This is a genomic window from Pandoraea pnomenusa (assembly GCF_000767615.3).
GTDB classification, from domain to species: Bacteria; Pseudomonadota; Gammaproteobacteria; order Burkholderiales; family Burkholderiaceae; genus Pandoraea; species Pandoraea pnomenusa.
This window is the reverse complement of the sequence record NZ_CP009553.3, coordinates 4,088,900-4,111,563: the sequence shown is the minus strand read 5'-3', so window position 1 is coordinate 4,111,563 and position 22,664 is coordinate 4,088,900. Positions and strand designations below refer to the sequence as shown.

The window sequence follows — 22,664 nt, the reverse complement described above, 5'->3', positions numbered from 1 at the left end:
TCGATCGACGACAGCACGCAGGACGTACAGGACATGCAGGACACGCTGGACGACGAAGTCGCCGAGGCGGCGCCCGCCGAATCGCGTTACCTCGTGCCGGGGCTGGAGCGCGGCCTGCGCATCCTGACGCAATTCTCGCCGCGCGAGTCGGTCTTCAGCGCACCGGAGCTCTCGCAGCGCCTCGGTATTCCGCGCACGACGGTCTTCCGTTTGCTGCAAACGCTTGAGGCGATGGGCTTTCTCGAGCGCGCGGGCAGCGAAAAGAACTTCCGTCTGGGCGTGGCGGTGCTGCGTCTGGGCTTCGAATACCTGAGCTCGCTGGAGCTCACCGATCTGGGCATTCCCATCATCGAGCGGCTGCGCGATGCCACCCAGCTGACGTCGCACATCGTGATTCGCGACGGGCGCGACATCGTGTTCGTGGCCAAGGCGCAGAGCGTGGCCGGGGTGTTCAATTCGATCAAGGTCAACGTCGGTACGCGCTTGCCTGCGCATGCCACGGTCCACGGCCATGTGCTGATGGGCGATCTCACGCTCGCCGAACTGCGTGCGCTGTATCCCGAGAAGACGCTGGAGAAATACACGCCGCAGACCCCCGAGACGCTCGCCGAGTTGTTCGAGCGCGTGCGCGAGGACGCCGAACGCGGGTATGCCGTCTCGGCCTCGTCCTTCGAGCGCGGCATAAGCGTCGTGAGCGCGCCGGTACGCAACGACGCGGGCCGCATCTGCGCCGCGATCACGGTCACGATCCCGCGCGCGAACATCGATTCGGCAATGCTCGACGCGGGACTGATCGGGCAGGTGCGCGAAGCCGCCGACGCGCTCTCGCACCGTCTGAATTACCGGCCGGGCGGCGACGGCCGCACCTCCCCCTACATGAAGTCACTGGGATTGAAATGATCAAGATCGACCTCTCCTCACGCGCGGCGCTGGTCACGGGCGGCACGTCCGGCATCGGCCTCGCCACGGCCGGGCGCCTGCTCGACGCCGGTGCGGCCGTGGCGATTTGCGGGCGCAACCCGGAACGTCTGGCGCAGGCCGAGGCGCATCTGCGCGAGCGTCACCCGCAGGCGCGCCTCATCGCGGCGCAATGCAACGTGCTCGTCGAGAGCGACGTTGCGGCGCTCGCCGCGCGTATCCGCGACGAATTCGGCCGTCTCGACATGCTTGTCAACAATGCGGGCCAGGGCCGTGTCTCGACGTTCGCGGACACCACCGACGACGCCTGGCGCGAAGAGCTCGAACTGAAATACTTCAGCGTGATCCGCACCACCCGCGCCTGCCTGCCGATGCTGCGCGAGGCCGCGGGCGAGACCGGGGATGCGGCCATCGTCTGCGTCAATTCGCTGCTTGCGCTGCAGCCCGAGCCGCACATGGTGGCGACCTCGTCGGCGCGCGCCGGCATCCAGAACCTGGTGCGATCGATGGCAAGCGAGTTCGCCCCCGATCGCATTCGCGTCAACTCGATCCTGATCGGACTGGTGGAGTCGGGGCAGTGGCGGCGGCGCTTTGCCGAGCAGGGCGAAGGCAAGACCTGGCAGGAGTGGACCGGGGAGCTCGCGCGCAAGAAGCAAATCCAGTTGCAACGTCTGGGCAAGCCTGAAGAGGCGGCCGCGGCGATCTTTTTCCTGGCCAGCCCGCAATCGTCCTATACGACGGGCAGCCACATCGATGTTTCCGGAGGCCTGGCAAGACATGTCTAACAAAACCACCGTCGGCGAAGTCATCGCGGCGTTTCTCGAACAGTGCGGCGTGCAGACCGCATTTGGCGTGATCTCGATTCACAACATGCCGATCCTCGACGCCATCGCGCGTCGCGAAAAAATCCGCTATGTGGGCGCACGCGGCGAAGCCGGCGCGCTGAACATGGCCGACGGCCTGTCGCGCGTGTCGGGTGGCCTCGGCGTGGCGTTCACGAGCACGGGCACCGCCGCGGGCAATGCCGCCGGCGCCATGGTCGAAGCGCTCACGGCGGGCACGCCCGTGCTGCACATCACCGGTCAGATCGAGACGGAATTCCTCGACCGCGATCTGGCGTACATCCACGAAGCGCCGGACCAGCTCAGCATGCTGAACTCGATCTCCAAGGCGGCCTATCGCGTGCGCTGCGTGGACACGGCGTTGTCGACGGTGCGCGAAGCGGTGCGCGCCGCGCTCACGGCGCCGACCGGCCCGGTCAGCGTGGAGATTCCGATCGACATCCAGGCCGCCGAAATCGAGTGGCCGTCCGATCTCGCGGCGCCGCACATTCCCGTACCCACGCATGACGAGGCTCGCGTGGCGGAGCTGGCCGACAAGCTGGCGGCGGCGCATCGTCCGCTGCTGTGGCTGGGCGGCGGCGCCCGGGGCGCGGAAGCGGCCGTGAAGCGTCTGGTCGACATGGGCTTCGGCGTGGTGACGAGCGTGCAGGGGCGCGGCATCGTGCCGGAAGACCACGCCGCCACGCTCGGCGCGTTCAACATTCACCCGACGGTCGAGAAGTTCTACAGGACTTGCGACGCGGTGCTCGTCGTCGGTTCGCGCCTGCGCGGCAACGAGACGCTCAAGTACAAGCTCGCGCTGCCGCGTCCGCTGTACCGGGTCGATGCCGACGGGCTCGCGGACAATCGCGGCTACCGCAACGACCTCTTCGTGCAGGGCGACGCCTCGCGCGTGCTCAACGCGTTGGCCGACCGCCTGCAGGGGCGTCTGTCGGTCGATCCGGCATTCCACGCCGATCTGGCGGCCGCGCGCGACGCGGCGATCGACCAGGTCGCGCAAGGGCTCGGTCCGTATCGTCAGCTCGTGGCCGCGCTGCAAGGCGCGCTGGGCCGTGATTTCAACTGGGTGCGAGACGTCACGATCTCGAACAGCACGTGGGGCAATCGCCTGCTGAAGATCTTTTCGCCGCGCGCCGGGGTGCACGCGCTCGGCGGCGGCATCGGTCAGGGCATGCAGATGGGCATTGGCGCGGCGCTCGCGGGCAATGCGAAGAAGACCGTCGCGCTGTGCGGCGACGGCGGCCTCATGGTCAACGTGGGCGAGCTCGCCACGGCAGTGCAGGAGAAGGCGCCGGTCGTGATCCTGCTGATGAACGACCAGTGCTACGGCGTGATCCGCAACATTCAGGACGCGCAGTACGGCGGCCGTCGTCACTACGTGCAACTGCACCAACCGGATTTCGCCGCGTTTTGCGCGAGCCTGCAACTCAAGCATGAACGCATCACGCACATCGACCAGGCGCAGAGCGCGGTGGCGCGCGCCGTCGCGCACGACGGCCCGGTACTGCTGGAGGTCGACATGCTGTCGGTCGGCAACTTCGCGTCTCACTTTGCCGGCCCGCCGGTCCGGGAGCCCGCCAATGCATGAGCTGAATCATCGTCCCGTCGACGTCGCGCTGATCGGCTTCGGTGCGATCGGCTCGAAGGTCTACGAAGCGTGCGCGAGCGATCCGCACCTGCGCGTGGGCCACGTGATCGTGCCGGAGGACGCGGCCGCCCGCGTGCGCGAAAGCGTGCGCGAGGGCACCGAGGTGGTGTCCTCGGCGGACGCCCTGTCGAGCCGTCCGGATTTCGTTCTGGAGTGTGCCGGCCACAGCGCTCTGTCCGGACATGTCGTGCCGTTGCTCAAGTCGGGCGTCGACTGCGCGGTCGCCTCCATCGGTGCGCTGTCCGACACCGCGCTGCTGACCGCGCTGGAGCAGGCCGCGAGAGACGGCGCCTCGACCGTCACGCTGCTCTCGGGCGCCATTGGCGGCATCGACGCGATTGCCGCCGCGCGCGAGGGCGGGTTGGACGAAGTGCTGTACACGGGCCGCAAGCCTCCGCTGGGATGGCAGGGCACGCCCGCCGAGCACGTGTGCGATCTCGCGTCGCTCACGAGCGCCACCGTGATCTTCGAAGGCAGCGCCCGCGAAGCGGCGCGCCTGTATCCGAAGAACGCGAACGTGGCGGCCACGGTCGCCATCGCGGGCCTGGGTCTCGACGCCACGCGCGTGCGTCTGATCGCCGACCCGGCGACCACGCGCAACGTGCACCACATCGCGGCGCGCGGTGCGTTCGGCGAAATGTCGCTGGAGATGTGCGGCAAACCGTTGCCGGACAATCCCAAGACCTCGGCGCTGACCGCGTATTCGGCCATTCGCGCGCTGCGCAATCGCGTCGCGAACTGTGTGATCTAGCAGGAACCGCATCATGAGCCATCAAGATTTGCTGCAGGGATTTTCGAGCGACATTCTGGTCGGCGGCGAATGGCGCGCCGGTACCGGCAAGCGCTATCAGAGCCTGTATCCCGCCGACGAGAGTGTGAATGCCGAGATCGCGGCAGCCGGCGCCGAGGACGCCGTCGAAGCCGTGGAAGCGGCCGATGCGGCGTGGCGCCGTGCCGACTGGGCGGGCCTCAAGCCGCATCAACGCGCTGCCGTGCTGCATCGTGTTGCCGACGGCATCACGCAACGCGCCGAGGCGCTCGCGCATCTGCAACGCCGCGACAACGGCAAGCCGATCAGCGAGACGCGCGCGCTCGTGGCAAGCGCGGCGGGCACTTTCCGGTACTTCGCCTCGTGCCTGGAGACGCTGGAGGAAACGCTCACGCCCTCGCGTGGCGATTACCTCACCATGAGCGTGCACGAACCGCTGGGCGTCGTGGCCGCCATCACGCCGTGGAACTCGCCGATCGCATCCGATGCGCAGAAGCTGGCGCCCGCGCTCGCCGCCGGCAACGCCGTGGTGCTCAAGCCCGCGGAAGTCACGCCGCTCGCCTCGCTCGAACTCGGCCGCATCTGCGAAGCCGCCGGTGTGCCGCGTGGTGTGCTGTCGGTGCTGCCGGGCAAGGGCTCGGTGATCGGCGACATTCTGGTGCGCCATCCCAAGGTCAGGAAGGTCGCCTTCACGGGCGGCACGGAAGTCGGCCGCGGCATTGCGCGTCTGGCCGCCGAGAAGCTCATGCCTGTGTCGCTGGAGCTAGGCGGCAAGTCGCCGACCATCGTGTTCGAGGACGCCGATATCGACCATGCCGTGGCCGGTGTGCTCTACGGCATCTTCAGTTCGTCGGGCGAATCGTGCATCGCGGGCTCGCGCCTGTTCGTGCACAAGGCCATCTTCGACACGTTCCTCGAGCGTCTGGTCGCCGGGGCGAAGCAGCTGCGCGTTGGCGATCCGCTGCGTGAAGATACGCAAATGGGCCCGCTCGTCACGTCGGCGCACCGTGAGTCGATCGAACGTTATGTCGCTATCGGACTGGAGGAGGGCGGTCGCCTGCTGTGCGGCGGCGAGCGGCCGGTGGGCGACGGTCGCGAGAAGGGATATTTCTACTCGCCGACCATCATCGAGGGCCTGACCAATCGGGCGCGCATGGTGCAGGAGGAAATCTTCGGACCCGTGCTCGCCGTGCTGCCGTTCGAGAACGAGGACGATTTGCTGGCCGAGGCCAACGACAGCGTCTACGGACTTGCCGCGGGCATCTGGACGCGCGACTACAAGCGCGCGTGGCGCATCGGTCGTGCGCTGGAAACGGGGACCGTCTGGATCAATACCTACAAGCAGTTCTCGATCTCGACGCCGTTCGGCGGCTGGAAGGAGAGCGGCATGGGGCGTGAGAAGGGGCGTCTGGGATTGTTGGAATACACCCATCAGAAAAGCCTCTACTGGGGCATGAACGACAACCCGCTCGGCTGGGCGGGCAAGGTCTGATCGGGCAAGTGATGGCAGAACAAGCCGCGATGCACGGGGCATCGCGGTAACCGCAACTGAGCGAGGCAGAGATATGTTGTCGATTTTCCGTGGATCGTTGGCGCGCCGCGCCTTTCTGACGGCCGGCCTGTGCGCCGTGGCCGGTCTTTCGGGGCTGGCCGCGCCCGCCATGGCGCAACCGGCCACGCAGCAGATCACCTATCTGCTCCCGGCCCCGGCGAACCTGCCGGCGTTCGCGCCGCTGATGCTGGCCGAGAAGAAGGGCTACTACGCGGCCGAAGGCCTGTCGGTGCGCTGGCTGACCGTGCAGGGCGGCGCCGACGTGGGCAAGCAGCTCGCGTCGGGCAACGGCGACCTGGGCGGCGGCCTGGGCGACACGCCGATCGTGCTGCGTCCGAACGGCATCACCATCAAGGGCGTGGCGCTGCTTGGCGGACGCACGCTGCACCAGCTGGTCGTGCGCGACGACGCGAACATCAAGTCGCCCGCCGACCTGAAGGGCAAGACGATCACCGTGCTGGCCTATCAGGACACCGGTTTCTACGCCACGCTCGGCCTGCTGGCCTCGGCCGGTCTCACGCGCAACGACGCCCGCATCCAGGGCGCCGGACCGGCGGGTGTGTGGCAGCAGGTCGCCACGGGCAAGGCCGAAGCGATGGTCGGCACGCCCGAGTGGGCGCAGAACATCGAGGACGCCGGGGTGAAGATCACCATGACGTCGACCGACAAGTACTTCCCCGGCATGGCGCAGGCCATCCTGGCCTCGGACAAGACCATTGCCGAGCGCCCGGAGATGATTCGCAAGTTCGTGCGCGCCACGATCAAGTCGGTGGCCGAGATCATGCGCGATCCGGCCGGCGCCGCGAAGGAATACTGCGCGAGCGTGCCGGGCTACAAGGGCAAGGAAGCCGAGATCGAGAAGATTCTCACGTACTACGCGCGTAATGTGTATCCGGGGCAGCAACGCCTGGGCGCCTTCGATCCGGCGCGCGTGACCAAGCTGCAGGACTTCTATGCGCAGGAAAAGGTGATTCGCGAGAAGTCGAACCCGGCCGACCTGTTCACCAATCAATTCGTGCAGTAAGGCGAGGCGCCTCATGAGCCAGAACGCAATCGCAACGCCGGACGAGTCACCGGCCGGGCCATCCGGCACGATGCTGCTCACGGTGTTCCTGCGCCACGATCAGTCGAACAATCTCGACGATTTCCAGGAGCGGCTGAAGGCGGCCGAATGGTGGGAGCGCTTCCCGCCCGAGGGCGTCAAGGTCGTGTCGTGGACGGTCGCGATGGGGTTCGGCCAGATCGTCACGCTCGAATTGCCACCGCATTTGTTGCCGGTGGTCAATGTGGAGCTGGAGCGCTCGGCATGGGGCGTGTTTCGCACCGAATGCTATCCGACTTACGACTTCGTACCCGTGCATGCGCGCATTCGCGAACGGGTTCGCAATGGAGGGAAATGATGGACCGTTATCTCGAACCGCATCAGGCGCGTCGCCATGAGCCGACGCAATACGAAAGCCTGCTGGGCGACGCCATCGAGCGCGCCTACGCCGCCGGCACGCACGATCTGGCAGGCCTCGTGGCCTATCTGAACCGTACCGGCCCCGGCCCGCAGGAAGGCGACGTGTGGACCGAAGAAATCTACAAGGCGCAGATCGCCCGGCTGGCCGAAGAGTAAACCCCAAACATTGCGCGATCGCCGAGTGCTGCCTGCGCCCGGCGACTGCGACGGAGATGTCCCCCATGACTACGCAACAACCCATTCTTACCGCCGACGCCATTCTCGAGCGCGGCCTGAAGAACCTCTGGTATCCGATCTGCCCGTCGCACATGGTCGGCCGCGAGCCGGTCTCGCTGCGACGTCTGGGCAAGAAGCTCGTGTTCTGGCGCGATCAGGACAATCAGGTCCACGCCCTCGACGACCATTGCCCGCACCGCGGCGCACCGCTCTCCAAGGGGATCGTGATGGGCGACCGCATCGCCTGCGGCTATCACGGGGTGCAGGTACGCTGCGATGGCACCGTCATGCGCGTGCCGGGCAGCCCGGGCTGCAAGCTCGAAGGCTCGCGTCCCACGCAGGCCTACCACATCGTCGAACGCAATGACGCGATCTGGCTGTACAACGCCACCGGCAACATCGACACGCCGCCGCCGCTGGTGCTGCCGGAAGAGCTCGACGCCGACGGCGCTTTCTCGTCGTTCCTGTGCTACACGGAGTGGAAGGGCGACTACCGTTACGTGCTCGACAACGTGATGGACCCGATGCACGGCACCTATCTGCACAAGCAGTCGCACTCGATGGCCGAGGGCGACAACACGGCGGCGTTCCGCATTCGCGACACCGAGCGTGGTTTCGTCTTCGAGAAAGAAGGCCAGCGCGATGTGAACTTCGACTGGACCGAGTGGGCCGATACCGGCACGCACTGGATGCGTCTCGAGATTCCGTATCCGAAGACGGGCGGCCCCGGCGGCAACTTCGTGATCGTGGGCAGCTACACGCCGATTTCGCCGACGCTCGCGGCCGTGTTCCACTGGCGTTGCCGCAAGCTCGACGGCTGGCAGCGCGACACGTGGCGCTTCCTGTACCGCAATCGTCTCGAGGCGCGCCATTGGGCAGTGCTCGAGCAGGATCGCGTGATGCTGGAGGACATGGAGCCCGACGCCAATCAGCACGAGCATCTGTATCAGCACGACATGGGCATCGTGCGCCTGCGTCGCCATCTGAAGAACCTGGCGAAGGCAGAGCTCGAGCGCATGCAGCCGGGCAAGGCGTGATCGGCGCGGGACACGTCATGCCAGTCGATCAACCTCTCGAGGCGCAACGCCTGCGCGCCGTGGCCGTGCCCGATCTGGAAACGGCCACGTGGAGCAACGGCATTCGCTTCGGCAATGAAATCCTGATGTCGGGCATGACCGCGCATCCGGCCACGCGCAACGCCGACAAGCCGCTCACGACCTACGAACAGACGCTGGTGGTGCTGGGCAAGATCCGGGCGCTGGTCGAGGCGGGCGGCGGGCGCCTGGCGAACGTCTACAAGCTGGTGGTGTACGTGACCGATATCGCCGACAAGGACGAAGTCGGTCGCGCGCGCCGCGAGTTCTTCGCGGCGGTGGCGGCAAACGGCGGTGCGTATCCGTGTTCGACGCTGGTGCAGGTGAGCGGCCTCGTGTTCCCGGAGCTGCGCGTGGAGATCGAGGCGTTCGCGCGACTCGACATCGATTTGTCCGTGGCGGGCTGACCCGCACGACAAGAGAATCAGCAACATCAGAGAGCGGCGTTATGAGCAAGTCAAACCTGTCGGCAATGGTGCGCACGCTGCGCTACGAAGCGGCGGGCATCATGAGCATCGAACTCGTGCCCGCGTCGGGCAGCGGCACCCCGTTTCCGGATTTCACGCCGGGCGCGCACATCGACCTGCATCTGCCGAGCGGGTTGGTGCGCAGCTATTCGCTCGTGAATGCTCCCGGCGAGCCGAATCGCTACGTGCTGGGCATTCTGGCCGACCCGAAAAGCCGAGGCGGTTCGCGCTTCATTCACGACAACTTCCGCGTGGGCATGACGCTGGACATTTCGGCGCCGCGCAACCACTTCGAACTCGACGAGACGGCCGAGCACACGGTGCTGGTGGCGGGCGGGATCGGCGTGACGCCGATCCTGTGCATGTACCGTCGGCTCCGCTCGCTGGGCCGAAGCGTCAAGCTGATGTACTGCGCCCGCACGGCGCCGCAGGCGGCGTTCCTCGATGAGCTCGACGCCCTGGGCGGCGACGTGACCTATCACTTCGACGACCAGCACGGCGGCAAGCCGGCATCGCTTGCGGCTTTTCTGAGCGGGCAGCCGGCGGGCACGCACGCCTACTGCTGCGGCCCGGGCGTGATGCTCGACGCGTTCGAGGCGGCCTGCGCCGCAGCCGGCATCGACCACGTGCATATCGAACGCTTTTCCGCCGCACCGGATGCGCCGCCGCCTGCCACGTCCGAGGGCTACGTGGTAACGCTCGCGAAGTCCGGCAGGGAAGTTGCGGTGCCTGCCGGCGCCACGCTGCTCGAAACGTTGCTTGCCGCGGGCATCGACGCCGAACACAGCTGCATGGAGGGTGTTTGCGGCGCGTGCGAGACGCGCGTGCTCGAAGGCTGCCCCGACCATCGCGACTCGGTGCTCAGCGCGGCCGAGCGTGCGTCCAACAAGGTGATGATGATCTGCGTGTCGGGTTGCAAGGGCGACCGTCTGACACTCGATCTGTGATTGCCACACCCTGAACCCCTCCCCGAGACAGACATGACGATTCTGGGCATCGAACAAATCACCTACGGGGTCACCGACCTCGACACCTGCCGCCGCTTCCTGGCCGACTGGGGCCTCACGGAAGTGTCCGCCGACGCCAATGGCGCACGCTTCGAGACGCTCAACGGTGCTCGCGTGCTGGCGGTGCGCCACGACGATTCAGCACTGCCGCCCGCCATGGAGGAGGGACCGACCTTGCGCGAGGTCACGTGGGGCGTGACGACGGCCCAGGAGGTCGCGGCCATCGCGGATCGTCTCGCGGACCAGCCGGGCTACTACTTCAGGGACGGCGCGACCGGTTGCATCGACCCGAACGGGCTGGCCCTGCGTGTGGAAGTCACCGCCAAGCGCGCCATCGACGTGAAGGGCGCACCGACCAACCCGTGGGGCATTCCGGCGCAACGCGTGAATACGCCGAGTCCGGTGTACGAGCGGGCGCAGCCGATCGAGGTCGGCCACGTGGTGTTTTTCACCAACGCACTGGCGGCCACGCAGAAGTTCTACGAAGACAAGCTCGGCTTCGAGTTGTCGGATCGCTACCCGGATCGCGGCGCGTTCATGCGCTGCGCGCCGCACGGCGGTCACCATGACCTGTTCCTGCTGGCGCTGCCCAACGGCAAGCGAGGCCTCAATCACGTGGCGTTCACCGTGCGGGACATCCACGAAGTGTTTGGGGGAGGCATGCACATCGATCGGTGCGGTTGGGAAACGCAGCTCGGGCCGGGCCGTCACCCGATTTCGTCGGCGTACTTCTGGTACTTCAAGAATCCGTGCGGCGCGCTCATCGAGTATTACGCCGACGAGGACATCCTCACGCCGGAATGGCAGCCGCGCGATTTCGAGCCGGGGCCCACGGTGTTCGCCGAGTGGGCGGTGGACGGCGGGATCGATGGGAACACGCGCCGTCAGAAGAAGGGCGGCGAAGCGCCGGGCGGCAAGTTCATGACCGACACGGCCAAGCGCTGAGGTCGGTCATCGCGGGCGCCTCACTCCGGGGGGAATGAGGCGCCCGGCTTTCGCGAGTTGTCGCGAGAAGCGGGAACCGGCGCGCGATATCTCGCCATGAGGCCCGTGCACGGTCTGTCCAGACGCAGGCCGTGCACGAGCGGCGAATATCGTGCGCCGGCAACCGTCTTGCGGCGGCTGGCGGCACCAGAGGGGGCATGCGTTTGCGCAGCCCCCTTTTGCATTCTTGCGGCGATCCCGGCGCCGCGCCCCGGATTCTTTTACTTGGCCAGTTCGGCGTCGATGGCGGCCACCAGGCGTGGATCGTCGGCCTTCACGTCCGGCGAGAAGCGCGCCACGACCTGACCATTCCGGCCAATCAGAAATTTCTCGAAGTTCCACAGGACGTCGGCGAGGTTCTCGCGCTCGACGCCGAAACCCCTGAGACGCTCACGGAAAGGCCCTTCGCCGGTGGCATCCGGCTTGGCCTGTACCAGTGCCGTGTACAGCGGGTGGCGGTCTTCGCCGAGCACGGAAATCTTGGCGAACAGCGGGAAGGTCACGTTGTACTGCGTGGTGCAGAAGTCGAGGATCTCGGCGTCGGTACCGGGCTCCTGACCCTTGAAATTGTTCGCCGGGAAGGCCAGGACTTCCAGGCCGGCGTTGCGCTTGTCTTCGTAGAGGCGCTCCAGGCCTTCGTATTGCGGCGTGAGACCGCACTTCGACGCGACGTTGACGATGAGACGGACTTTGCCGGCGTAGTCGCCCAGGGTCGCGGCGCTGCCGTCGTTCCGATTGACGGGAATGGTTTCGAGGTTCGTGGTCATGTGCGTGTCGTGTCCTTGATGAGGGAAAAGGCGTGCCGCCCGAGGCGAGCCGCGCAGGGTCGAACGAGTGTAGCGCAAGCCCGGCGGGCCCGCAGGGCGGGCGGCGCAACCGTGACGTCGACCTGTGCCAGTCCATCCCGCGCCGCGAGCATGCAATCCCCTGGAAGGTTCACGAGGTGGTGCGAACGCATGCTTCGAGAAGGCAGCATCCCATTGTTGTTATGGCCCTCATTGAGTGGAGTAATTTTCGAATAAAAGTAGGACGATTGGGGGACGAATCGTTGTTTTTTATTGTTTTGTATAACTTAATAAAATCAGGCATTTAAAGGAAACTTGATGATTGTTGATTGACAGTAGAAAAAGCATATGAAAGGATTCGCCGGACAAAAAAAGCAACAAAATCAAAAGGCAAGGCGCCAGTCAATATTTACGGGGTAGTCCGAATGTTTTGTAAAACTTCTCTAAAAATCCACGCTTCCGCGCGTGCTTTTGCTGACTCTCCCGTGCGGCGACCGGACCCCCGCCTGACGTAGCGCACGAGCGCATTTTTCTCGCCTGAATCCCTGACGCATCCGCTGCCGGAAATGGTTCTCGCAGCGATGTCCCGGCACGCCTGCGGCCGAGCCGGGGACAGGTATGGCTTCGGGAAGTCATACCGAATTCCGTCATCCAACACATCGACATAGGCACAGTGAGCCGGGGCATCGTATGAATCGCATTTACCGCGTGGTGTGGAGCACCAGTCTGGGGATGTATCAAGTCGCTTCCGAGGTGGCCTGCAGCCACGGGAAGGCGACGCGCAGCGTGGATCGGCGCGCCCGCAGGGCAGCGGTCGCAGCCGCCGCCTTGATCGCGGCTTCCGGTGCGGCGATGGCGCAGGCGGTCGGCTCGGTTACCGGATATGACGGGCAGGCGACCCCGCTAAACTGGGGCGCGCCGGATGGCGGGCTCACGTGGGAATGGGACGGCAACAACCTGAATGTCATCGTCGACGGAACGCGCAGCGTGAATTTCACGGGGGCTTTCGGCGAGATCTACCTCGACCAGGGCGTGTCGTTCAGGGGAGATGCGGTCGGAGCGCTCATCAGGACACCTGTAGGCCTGAATTCGTTGCTCAACAATAACGGAACGATCGTCGGTGCCGCTACGGGGGTATCGGTGTCGGGAGCACTCGGCCGGCTGCTCAACAACGGCACGATCTACGGCGACCAGAGCGGTGTGCAATCGAGCGGCACGATCGGGTTGCTCGGCAACTACGGCCAGATCGTGAGCGGCACGCTCGGCGTGCTGAATTCGGGGCAGCTCGGCACGCTCACCAACGGCGGCAATATCTCGGTCAACAACAATGCCCCCGGGCGGGCGGGGGTGCTGAACCAAGGGACCATTTCGAACCTCGGCAACATGGGATGGATTGGCGTCTCTCGTGGCGGGAACGAAGCCGCGATCAGTAACGCAGGGCGGATCGACAACCTGATGAATCAGACGGGCGGCACGATCTCGGGCGATTACGGCGTGCTGAATCAGCGTACTACCTCCGCCCCGGTGTCCGTGGGGACGATCACGAACACCGGCGTGATCACGGGCGGTCTTGTCGGCGTCTACAACGCCGGCGGCGGCATCACCTCGCTCAGCAACTTTGGCACGATTGACGCGACCAGCGCAGGCGCTTCGGTCTACGGTCTGAGCAATTCGACCACGACCGTCGGCGGGACGGTGTACAACGCGACCCTCGGTTCGATCGCCAACGGCGGCTCGATCACCGGTTATGGCGGCGCGATCCAGAACTCGGGATCGATCGACGAGATTCACAACCTCGCCACCGGGCGCATCGACGCAGGCGCTTCGGGCACCGGTATTGTGACGGGGGCGGCCGGGAGCCGCATCGGCACCATCAACAACGACAGCGGCGGCGTGATCCGCGGGCTCAACGCGATCGCGATTGCCGCCGGCGGGGGAACGATCGGCACGATCAACAACGCCGGAACCATCCAGGGCAATATCGTCAACTACGGCTCGGTGGCGCTGACGATCAACGGTGACGCCGGCGGCGGCTACGGCTTGCTGACCGGCTTCGACGGCACTTCCGTCGGCTCGCTCGAGAGTCCAACGTCGAACGTGCGGTTCGCGAGCGGCAATCTCATCCTCAACGACAACGTGAACCTGGGCAACGCGTTCACGCTGTTGAACAGCGGGGCCAGGCTTCACCTCGACCGTACCATTTCGGTGTACGGGAACTATCAACAGGACGCGGGGGCGACACTCGAGATCGGCGTCGGCTCAGGCGCCACGACGACCGGTGACCGCACATCCGACAGCGGCTATGGCCGTCTTGTGGTGCAGGGGTTGGCGACACTCATGCCGGGCACGACCATCGCGCTTCAGTCGATGGGCTACGCGTTCGCGTCCGGCCAGCGATATGTCGTGCTCGAAACGATGGACTGGTCCTCGCCATTCAACGAAGCGTCGCTCAACTACGTCATCAGTGGGTCGACCCTCGTCGGCAGCGGCGTGCGTCAGGCCAACGGGAGCTATCTCGATCTGATCGTGACGCTGATCGCGCCGAGCGCCGTGGGCACGATCGGCGGGACCGCCAGTCTGCTCAAGGGGGTACCGTCCAGCGGCACCGGGTGGTCGTTCGACGGCACCAACGTCTCGATCACCGGCTCGACGTTCGGCACGGTCGTCGGCTCGATCGGCACGATCGCGAACACCGGGACCCTGACGGGGACGTCGGCCATGGGCATTGCCGCGATCTACGGCTCGGTCGACCGCTTCGTCAACGATGGGACCATCGCGTCGACCGGGCCGAACAACTCGGGCTTCTTCAACGGCGGCACCGTCGGCACGCTGGTGAACCACGGCGCAGTGCGAACGAGCACGCGCGATGCGGTGAACAACACCGGCACGATGACCACATTCGAGAACACCGGCACGATAACGGGCGTGCTCGACGGTCTTGCGAACTATGGCTCGCTGACCTCGGTGCAGAACACCGGCACGATGAGCGCCAGTACCGGTTATGGCGCCCTGAATACGGGGCATCTGGGGCAGTTGACCAACCAAGGGCTTATCCTCGGCTGGAACGGTCTCGTGAATTACGCCTCGGCCACCACTGCGGCCCCTGCGACGCTCGACCTGCTGACGAACAGCGGAGTGATTACAGGCGCGCAGAACGGCTTGTCGAACAACGGCTCGACGATCACGAAGATCGACAATCAGGCAGGGGGTTCCATCACCGGAACGGGTGGCACGGGCAACACCATTGTCTCCGGCATCGAGAACCTCGATCTCACCGCGAACGGCACGCTGCTGGCGGGTACGATTGGCACGATCAGCAATGCAGGCACGATCGCCGGCAGCTACTACGGGATTTCCAACGGCAGCAACATCGGTCTGATCGACAATCTGGCGGGCGGCGTGATCACTGGGCTGGGTGGCGCCATCTCGAACCAGGCGACGTCGGCGTCGATCGGCGCGATTCGCAACGCGGGCACGATTGCCGGCTGGATCATCAATCGCTCCCAGAACGAACTGAGTATCAGCGGTGCAACGGACGGCACGTTCGGCACATTCACCGGTTTCGGTGGCGGTGCGAATGTGGGCACCATCGTGAGTACCAACGCCGACGTACGACTCACCGGCGGAAACTTGCTGGTCAACAACGATTTCGAACTGCGCACCACGATCGGCGGCAACGTGACCGGCATGCGCACGCTGCACAACGTCGGTTCGTTGCTCCAGGTCAATCGTCCGCTCTCGATCTTCGGCAATTACGACCAGAGCGCGAACGCCACGCTTCAGATCGGCGTGGCGGGCGCGGACTCGCCGAATTACGGCAGTCTCCTCGTAAGCGGCAGTACGTACATCGCACCGGGCTCGACCATCGCGCTGCAATCGATGGGGTACGCGTTCGCCGCAGGGCAGCGCTACGTGGTCATCGATTCGGCGGGCACGATCAATTACAACGAAAGCACGTTGCGCTATGTGATCAACGGCAACCCGACGCTCGCGGCCAACGGTGCGCACCAGGGCACCACGCTGCTCGTGACGCTCTTCACGCCGCAGTACCTCGGCGTCGTCAACGGCACCACGAATCTCGTGGCGGGCGTGACTGGCGGCGATGCGTCGCAGTGGCGCTTCGACGGCGCGAATCTCGACGTCAGCGGCACGGCCCAGGCGTCGATTACCGGTCACCTCGGCACGATCACGAACACGGGCACGATTGCCAGCACCCTCGCTGGCAAGAGTGCACTGGGCATTGCCAGCAACGGCGGTCAGGTCGACAGCGTGGTGAACAACGGCGTGATTTCGGCGTCCGGCGGCACCAATTCGGGCCTGTATGCGGGCGGCTTGGTCGGAACGATCCTGAACGTGGGCACCATCGTGTCCGACAACCTCGGTGGCGTGAACAACACCGGTGCGCTTGCGCGTCTGGAGAACCGCAGCCTGATCCAGGGCGCCACGCTGGGCGTTGCGAACACGGGTTCGCTCACGACACTAATCAACGCCGGCACGATCGCCGCGACCACGACCGCCTCCAATGGCGTGGGCGTGTGGGGCACGGGCGAGTGGGGCGTGCTCACCAACAGCGGGCGAATCACCGGCTACACGGGGGTGATGCTGGCGGCATCCGGCGACCTGGCCAGGCCGTCGTCGTTCGGTCTGATCGAGAACACCGGCGCCCTGATCGGGCAGATGTATGGCCTTGCGAACTACGGCGGTTCGATCGCTGCCATCAACAACCTGGCCGGCGGTACGATCACCGCAGGCACCGGCGTGCCGGGCCAGTATGCGGTGGGCCTGAACAACGCGTCGCAATTGATTGGCGGCACGCTGTTCGCAGGCACGATCGGCGCGATCAACAACGCCGGCACGATCTCGGGCGCTTATTACGGGATCTACAACGATGCGTCCATCGGCACGATCAACAACCAGGCGGGAGGCCTGATCACGGGCGTCGGCGGCGCGATTTCGAACCAGGCAACGACGTCGTCCATCGATGCGATCAACAACGCCGGCACGATCGCCGGCTGGATCATCAATCGCTCGCCCAACGTGTTGAAGATCGCTGGCGCAACGGATGGCACTTACGGCACCCTGACCGGCTTTGGCGGCGTTTTCCCGGGCACCATCGTGAGCACCAATGCCGACACCCGCTTCACAGGGGGACGTTTGGTGCTCGACGACCACTTTGACCTTGGCGGCGTGCGTACGGTGCACAACGACGCGTCGGTGTTGCAGATCAACCGAACGCTCAACGTCGATGGCAACTTCGACCAGGCCGCGAGCGGCACACTGCAGGTTGGTGTAGCGAGCAATGCGGTGACGACCGGTGACATGACGACCGACAGCGGCTATGGCCGGCTCGTGGTCACCGGCAATACGACGCTGGCACCCGGCTCCAGAATCGCGTTGCAGTCGCTCGGGTATTCGTTCGCGGTCGGCCAGCGCTATGTCGTGATCGACACCGCCGGTACGGCCAATTACAACGAAGGCTTGCTGAGCTATCGCGTTAACGGCTCGACGACGCTCGGCGCTACTGGCGCGAACGTGGCCAACGGCACGAAGCGCGATCTGGTGCTGACCGTGGTCTCCGATCCGAACGCGGGCAAGGACGACGGCAACAACGGCAATGGTGGCAATAGCGGCAATAGCGGCAACAGCGGCGGTACCGGCACCATTGGCGGCGGCGCTGGCGGCAACGGTGGTGGTCAGATCCCGTCGTTCGATCCGCGCACCAATGCCACTATCGCTTCGACGCAGAACGCCCAGTCGGCGTTGCGAGGGCTGCTCGGCTATACCGGCGTGAGCGATGCGCAACTGCTCAACCTATACAACGCGACGCTGGGTTCGCTCTCCGATGGTTCGACGGCGTCGGCCAACCGTGTGGGCAATCAGTTGGCACCGTCGCAAGTGACACGCGCCGCGGGGGCCGCCGCGATCGACGCGCTCAGTGTGGTGAGTGCCCACGTCAACGGTCTGCGCACGGCCTCGGCCGGAGGGACCGGGGTGGCAACGGGCGACGCCGCGGTGAACTGGGGCGTGTGGGGCCAGGCATTCGGCGGCCACGCCAGCCAGTCCGAGCGTGACGGCGTGGACGGCTACGCCGCCAATTACGGCGGCCTGCTCATTGGTGCGGACCGCGCCTTCGGCGACCGCTGGCGCGCGGGCGGCGCATTCCAGTTCTCGCGCACGGTCATCAACAACGACGGCGCCACGTCGGGCAACAACACGAGCGTCAATGGGTACGGACTGATCGGCTACGCCTCCTATACCGGCGAGCCGTGGTATGTGAATCTCTCGGGCTCGGTGGTCATGCAGCGCTACAACACCACGCGCCTGGTGTCGATGCAGGGCTTCAACGGCGCGGCGGGCGGCAGCTTCAACGGGCAGCAGTATGTCGGTAGCGCGGAGTTTGGCTGGCCGCTGGCGGTTGGGCGCGCGATCGTGACGCCGCTGGTGGGCCTGAGCTTCAGCCACCTGAGTCAGCCCGGCTACACGGAAAGCGGCGGCAACGGTGCGGCGCTCTCGGTGGGCAGCGCGAGCGCCAGCTCGGTGCGCAGTGCGCTGGGGGCGAAGATCGGTGTCCCGTTCGAGACGTCGTCGGGCACGTGGATGCCGGAGCTGAGCGTGCGCTGGGTGCACGAGTACAATCGCACGCGCTTGTCGACGGGGGCGAGCTTCGCCGCCGATCCGTCGGGGCAGACGGCGTTCACGACGGTGGGCGCGACGCCCGTGTCGGATCTTGCCGATATTTCGCTGGGCCTCACGCTCATGCGCGCGAGCAACATGAGTGCATCGATCCGCTATAACCTTCAGGCCGGCTCTGGCTTCGTATCGCACACGGGCATCGTGCGCATCCAGCAACGCTTCTGACGGCTTGGTGCCGTGACCCGACACCGGCGCTCGCCATCGTTGACACGATGGCGAGCGCCGTGGAAGTATCTTGCGGTCCGCCACCGCCCGCCCATCGTTCCGATGTCTTCCAGCCCCGCCCTTCCGGTTTCGCCAAACGCCTCGACCGTGCCCGCCACGGAAACGATCACTTTCGCCGAGGCCATGGCCCGTGCGCGCACTCACTGGCAGGCCGGGCAGGCGCCGCAAGCCGAAATCCTGTGCCGACGCGTGCTCGCGGCGTCCCCCGGGCATCCGGACGCGCATTACCTGCTGGGCCTGATGGCGCACGCGTACGGAAAACTGGACGTGGCCATCGAGCACTTGCGCGAGGTATGCAAGGTGCCGGGCGCACCGGCTGCCTGCTGGTCGGATCTGGCAGAGATGAACCGTCAGGCCGGACGCCTCGACGAGGCGTTGAACGCCGCGCAGCGGGCCGTCGAGGTCGATCCGACCTTCCCCGCGGCATGGAACAATCTGGGGATCGCGCAGCAGGAAGCCGGTCAGTTGTCGCAGAGTCTGGCGAGTCTCGAGCGTCTGAGCGAACTGCAACCCGGGTCTGCCGATGCGTGGAACAATCTCGGGAACACGGCGCGTCTGCTGGGCCGGACCGAACAAGCGGAGCGGCATTACCGGCGTGCGCTCGAACTCGACGGACAGCGCGCCGACGTGCACAGCAACCTGGCGGCGCTGTTGCGTGCGCAGCAACGTCATGACGAAGCGGCCGCGATGGCGCGGCGCGCCATTGAAATCGACCCGCAATTCGTCGACGCCTACCGCAATCTCGCCGATATCGAACTCGCGCGCGGCAATCTGGGCGGCGCATGGCAGATCGTGGAAGTGATGTCGGCCTTCGCCATGCAGCATCCGTCGACACTCGTCGCGCGCGCGTGCATTCTGCGACTCCTGGGACGTCTCGATGAAGCACTCGCATCGGCACGCGAGGCCGTGCGAATCGTGCCCGAGAATGTCGGCGCCCGCGCGGCGCTCGCCGCCGTCGAGGCCGACGTCGCCAGGCGCGATCAGGGGCACGCCGACGCTGGCGCGGCCACGTCCGCAATCGACGCGCCGGCGCCGACGCAAGCCCAGACCGAGCGTCAGAGCGCCATCGCGTCGTTGGTCGCGGCGCAGGATTACGAAGGCGCGGAGCCATTGCTGCGCGAAGCCGTGGCCGAGGGCGTTGCGCCGATGTCGGTCTGGCGTCTGCTGGCGATGGTGCTGCGAGCGCAAGGCAAGACGCGTGAAGGTTGCGACGTGCTCGACATGCTCGCGCGTCAGGTACCGGGCGATTTGGCCAACCGGTTCGATCTCGCCGAGGCGTTGCTGCTGCTCGGCGACTTCGAGCGCGGCTGGCGCGAGTATCGGTATCGCTACAGTCTCGAGCACACACAGTCGATCGAGCGCAAGGTGCAGCGGCCTCGATGGGACGGACAGCCGATTCCCGGCAAGACGCTCCTCATTCACGACGAACAGGGATACGGGGATACCTTCCAGTTCATGCGCATGGCGCGCTGGGCGCGCGAGCGCAGTCAGGCGCGTGTGATTTTCGAGGTCAATGCCGAGGCGCTGTCCATTGCGAAGCGGATGTGGGGTGACGAGGATATCGTCGCGCGTGGCTCGCTGACCGAAGCGTTCGACCTGCATTGCGAACTGATGAGCCTGCCCATGGCAATGGGGCTTCGGCTCGACGATCTTCCGGGCGAGATGCCGTATCTGAGCGCCGATCCGGCGCGCGTGGCCCTCTGGCGCGAGCGTCTCGCCGACGTGCCCAGGCCGTGGGTCGCCCTCGTCTGGGCCGGGCGTCCCGAGCATGTGAACGACCACAATCGCTCAATGACGCTCGCGCAACTGGCGCCGTTGGGCGCATCCGGTGCGTCCTTTCTCTCGATTCAGAAGGGACCGGCGAGCGCGCAGGCGAGTGCTCCGCCCGACGGCATGCAGGTCGTTGTGCTCGGCGACGAGATTCGCGATTTCGAGGACACCGCCGCCATTCTCCAGTTGGCCGATCTGCTGATCTCCGTCGATTCGTCGCCCGTGCATCTGGCCGGTGCGATGGGACGCCCCGTGTGGGTGCTGCTGCCGTTCGTACCCGACTGGCGATGGCTGGAAGGGCGCGACGATTCTCCCTGGTATCCAGGGATGCGCCTGTTTCGCCAGACGGCGCGTGCCGAGTGGACGCCCGTCGTCGAGAAGATGGCGCGTGCGCTCGACGCCTTCGTGGCCGCATCGCGCGAGACGGCGCATGACGACCATGCGCGCTGAAGCCTGGATCGGCGCGTGCGCTGTCGCGGCGGCCGCGCTCTCGGGCTGCGCCAGCCTTGATCGGGACGCGCATGCGCAGGCGCTGGCCGGCCCCGCAGGACTGCATCGGGAAACGGTGCAGGGCGGAGCATTCGTGCTGACCGCGTTTGTGCGTATCGCGCGCGCCGACGCGCCGGTGCGCATCTATATCGAGGGGGACGGTCTGGCCTGGTTGTCGCGCACCGAGCCGTCGCCCGACCCAACGCCTGTCGCGGCAACCGGACTCGCCCTGGCCGCCGCGGATACGTCACCGAACGTGGTCTATCTCGCTCGCCCCTGTCAGTTCACGCCAATGGCTCGAAACCCGGCGTGCAACGTGGCGTACTGGACCGGCAAGCGGTTCGCGCCGGAAGTGGTCGACGCGATGAACGACGCCGTTGGTCGCATCGCCGCGCGCGTGCCCGGACAGCGTCTGGGCCTCGTCGGCTTTTCAGGCGGCGGCGCGATTGCCGCACTCATTGCCGCGCGCCGCCACGACGTCGTATCGCTGCGCACGGTGGCGGGCAATCTCGACGTGGCATATGTCAATCGAATCCACGGCGTGTCGCCGATGCCAGCATCGCTCAATCCAATCGATGAGGCCGCACGTCTGTCGGGCGTCGCGCAGGTGCACTTCAGCAGCGCACAGGACACGGTCGTGCCACCGGAGGTCGCGAAGCGCTTCGCTGCCGCGGTCGGCGGCCGGTGCGTCCGCACGTTGGTGGTCAACGGCGTGGCGCATGACGGCGATTGGGCGGCGCGCTGGCCGGCGTTGCTCGCGCGGACGCCCGCATGCGCGGAATCGCCTTGAGCGGCGTGGCTCGGCGTGTCTGAAGCGGTGTAGCCGCGCGGAGGTGCGTGGTGGTGCGTGGTGGTGCGCCCTCGCTCAGGCCTCTCGCACCAGCGCGGTGATCGCTTCGAGAAGCGTCACCTCGCCACGCAGCGTGTGTTTCCCGTCGTCGCGAAACTGAAAGGTGCCGTTGTTGAAGCCATCGAGCATTTGGATGCGCGGCAGCGGATTGCGCATGCCCTGCGCACGGAAGAGTGGGTCCCAGCCGGCACGCGGCACGGCCTCGGCGCTCACGTCGCGCACCAGCGCACGGGCCAGTGCCGCGGCGATGTCGTCGGGAGAGTATCGCTGAGGCCCTTCGATCTCCCAAACGCGTTCGTCGTCGAAATCCTCCTGCATGGCGCGGGCAGCGAAATGACCGACGTCGCTCGTCGACACCATCGGTATCGCCCGATCCACCGGCGCGAGATAGCTCGGCAGCTCGCCGCGTTCTCGCGCGGGCGCGATGTCCCAAGCGAAATTCTCCATCAGCCAGGCGGGGCGCAGGAAGGTGACGGGCAGGTGCAGCGACACCATGGCCGTCTCGAACATGTGCAGCGCCGAGAGCAGGCTCGGCACCTCGCTGTCCGCCCCGATGCTCGAGAGGCAGACCACACGCCTGGGGCGCGTGGCGGCCAGCGCTTGGCGAATGGCGTCGATCAGATGTCGTGCGTGAGAGAAGTCCGGCTCCGGATCGGCGTTCGGCGGCAGCATCACGAACACCGCCTCGCTGCCGCGAAATGCGTTCGTGAGGGCGTCGACGTCGCCATGCTCGGCCACTGCGATCTCGCTGCCCAGCGTTGCCCATCGACTGGATTTGACGGGATCCTGAACAATCGCCCGCAGCGGCCGGCCGGCCGCCAGCAGATCGTGTCCGATCACTCCGCCGACTCGTCCCGTGATACCCATTACGGTGTACATGGTTACTCCTGGCG

The 22,664-nt window shown here is 66.1% G+C and carries 17 protein-coding genes and 1 pseudogene; 16 read left to right on the top strand and 2 right to left on the bottom strand.

Going from position 1 to position 22,664, the window contains the following annotated elements:
- Positions 1 to 33 precede the first annotated feature (33 nt).
- The 12 genes from LV28_RS42325 to LV28_RS42270 all read left to right on the top strand — a co-directional run bounded on the left by LV28_RS42325 (position 34) and on the right by LV28_RS42270 (position 10,920).
- The gene (locus LV28_RS42325) at positions 34 to 900 is read left to right on the top strand and encodes an IclR family transcriptional regulator (RefSeq protein WP_023873355.1); all 867 of its coding nucleotides are present in this window, start codon (positions 34 to 36) and stop codon (positions 898 to 900) included.
- Entirely contained in the window at positions 897 to 1,703 is an 807-nt protein-coding gene (locus LV28_RS42320; protein WP_023597209.1) for an SDR family oxidoreductase, read from the top strand. Before LV28_RS42325 ends, LV28_RS42320 begins: the two co-directional genes overlap by 4 nt.
- Positions 1,696 to 3,348, top strand: coding sequence for a thiamine pyrophosphate-binding protein (locus tag LV28_RS42315; protein WP_023873356.1), 1,653 nt, complete (start codon positions 1,696 to 1,698; stop codon positions 3,346 to 3,348). The genes LV28_RS42320 and LV28_RS42315 overlap by 8 nt, the downstream gene beginning before the upstream one ends.
- Positions 3,341 to 4,159, top strand: a complete 819-nt coding sequence (locus LV28_RS42310) for an aspartate dehydrogenase (protein ID WP_038620230.1) — start codon at positions 3,341 to 3,343, stop codon at positions 4,157 to 4,159. The genes LV28_RS42315 and LV28_RS42310 overlap by 8 nt, the downstream gene beginning before the upstream one ends.
- A gap of 13 nt (positions 4,160 to 4,172) precedes the next feature.
- On the top strand, positions 4,173 to 5,669 hold the full coding sequence (locus LV28_RS42305; protein ID WP_038620232.1) for an aldehyde dehydrogenase: 1,497 nt from the start codon (positions 4,173 to 4,175) through the stop codon (positions 5,667 to 5,669).
- Positions 5,670 to 5,742: 73 nt separating this feature from the next.
- Positions 5,743 to 6,753 (top strand): ABC transporter substrate-binding protein, encoded by a 1,011-nt coding sequence (locus LV28_RS42300; protein WP_023597205.1) that lies wholly within the window; start codon positions 5,743 to 5,745, stop codon positions 6,751 to 6,753.
- A 13-nt stretch (positions 6,754 to 6,766) separates the two neighbouring features.
- Positions 6,767 to 7,129, top strand: coding sequence for a hypothetical protein (locus LV28_RS42295; RefSeq protein WP_023597204.1), 363 nt, complete (start codon positions 6,767 to 6,769; stop codon positions 7,127 to 7,129).
- On the top strand, positions 7,129 to 7,347 hold the full coding sequence (locus LV28_RS42290; protein WP_023597203.1) for a recombinase-like helix-turn-helix domain-containing protein: 219 nt from the start codon (positions 7,129 to 7,131) through the stop codon (positions 7,345 to 7,347). Before LV28_RS42295 ends, LV28_RS42290 begins: the two co-directional genes overlap by 1 nt.
- A 65-nt stretch (positions 7,348 to 7,412) precedes the next feature.
- Positions 7,413 to 8,444, top strand: a complete 1,032-nt coding sequence (locus LV28_RS42285; protein WP_023597202.1) for a Rieske 2Fe-2S domain-containing protein — start codon at positions 7,413 to 7,415, stop codon at positions 8,442 to 8,444.
- A 17-nt stretch (positions 8,445 to 8,461) separates the two neighbouring features.
- A complete protein-coding gene (locus LV28_RS42280) occupies positions 8,462 to 8,908 on the top strand; it encodes a RidA family protein (protein WP_038622195.1) in 447 nt (148 codons plus the stop codon).
- Between the two features lie 41 nt (positions 8,909 to 8,949).
- Positions 8,950 to 9,915 carry a PDR/VanB family oxidoreductase gene (locus tag LV28_RS42275; RefSeq protein ID WP_023873362.1) on the top strand — a complete coding sequence of 322 codons (966 nt, stop codon included), beginning with the start codon at positions 8,950 to 8,952 and terminating at the stop codon, positions 9,913 to 9,915.
- 33 nt (positions 9,916 to 9,948) lie between these two features.
- Complete coding sequence (locus LV28_RS42270) at positions 9,949 to 10,920, top strand: VOC family protein (protein WP_023873364.1); 972 nt, start codon at positions 9,949 to 9,951, stop codon at positions 10,918 to 10,920.
- 260 nt (positions 10,921 to 11,180) lie between these two features.
- Here the strand turns inward: LV28_RS42270 and LV28_RS42265 are convergent, their stop codons facing one another.
- Entirely contained in the window at positions 11,181 to 11,726 is a 546-nt protein-coding gene (locus LV28_RS42265) for a glutathione peroxidase (RefSeq protein ID WP_038620235.1), read from the bottom strand.
- Between the two features lie 708 nt (positions 11,727 to 12,434).
- Here LV28_RS42265 and LV28_RS48480 point away from each other — a divergent pair.
- The 4 genes and pseudogenes from LV28_RS48480 to LV28_RS42250 all read left to right on the top strand — a co-directional run bounded on the left by LV28_RS48480 (position 12,435) and on the right by LV28_RS42250 (position 21,711).
- On the top strand, positions 12,435 to 18,602 hold the full coding sequence (locus LV28_RS48480) for an autotransporter domain-containing protein (RefSeq protein ID WP_052408635.1): 6,168 nt from the start codon (positions 12,435 to 12,437) through the stop codon (positions 18,600 to 18,602).
- Positions 18,603 to 18,704: 102 nt separating this feature from the next.
- Positions 18,705 to 19,424 (top strand): annotated as a pseudogene (locus tag LV28_RS49605) (tetratricopeptide repeat protein); the annotation flags it as partial.
- A gap of 303 nt (positions 19,425 to 19,727) precedes the next feature.
- Positions 19,728 to 20,882, top strand: a complete 1,155-nt coding sequence (locus LV28_RS49600) for a glycosyltransferase family 9 protein (RefSeq protein WP_048806850.1) — start codon at positions 19,728 to 19,730, stop codon at positions 20,880 to 20,882.
- Complete coding sequence (locus tag LV28_RS42250; protein WP_048806547.1) at positions 20,863 to 21,711, top strand: esterase; 849 nt, start codon at positions 20,863 to 20,865, stop codon at positions 21,709 to 21,711. Before LV28_RS49600 ends, LV28_RS42250 begins: the two co-directional genes overlap by 20 nt.
- Before the next feature lie 75 nt (positions 21,712 to 21,786).
- Here the strand turns inward: LV28_RS42250 and LV28_RS42245 are convergent, their stop codons facing one another.
- Complete coding sequence (locus LV28_RS42245; RefSeq protein WP_023597194.1) at positions 21,787 to 22,650, bottom strand: NAD(P)H-binding protein; 864 nt, start codon at positions 22,648 to 22,650, stop codon at positions 21,787 to 21,789.
- Positions 22,651 to 22,664: the final 14 nt, after the last annotated feature.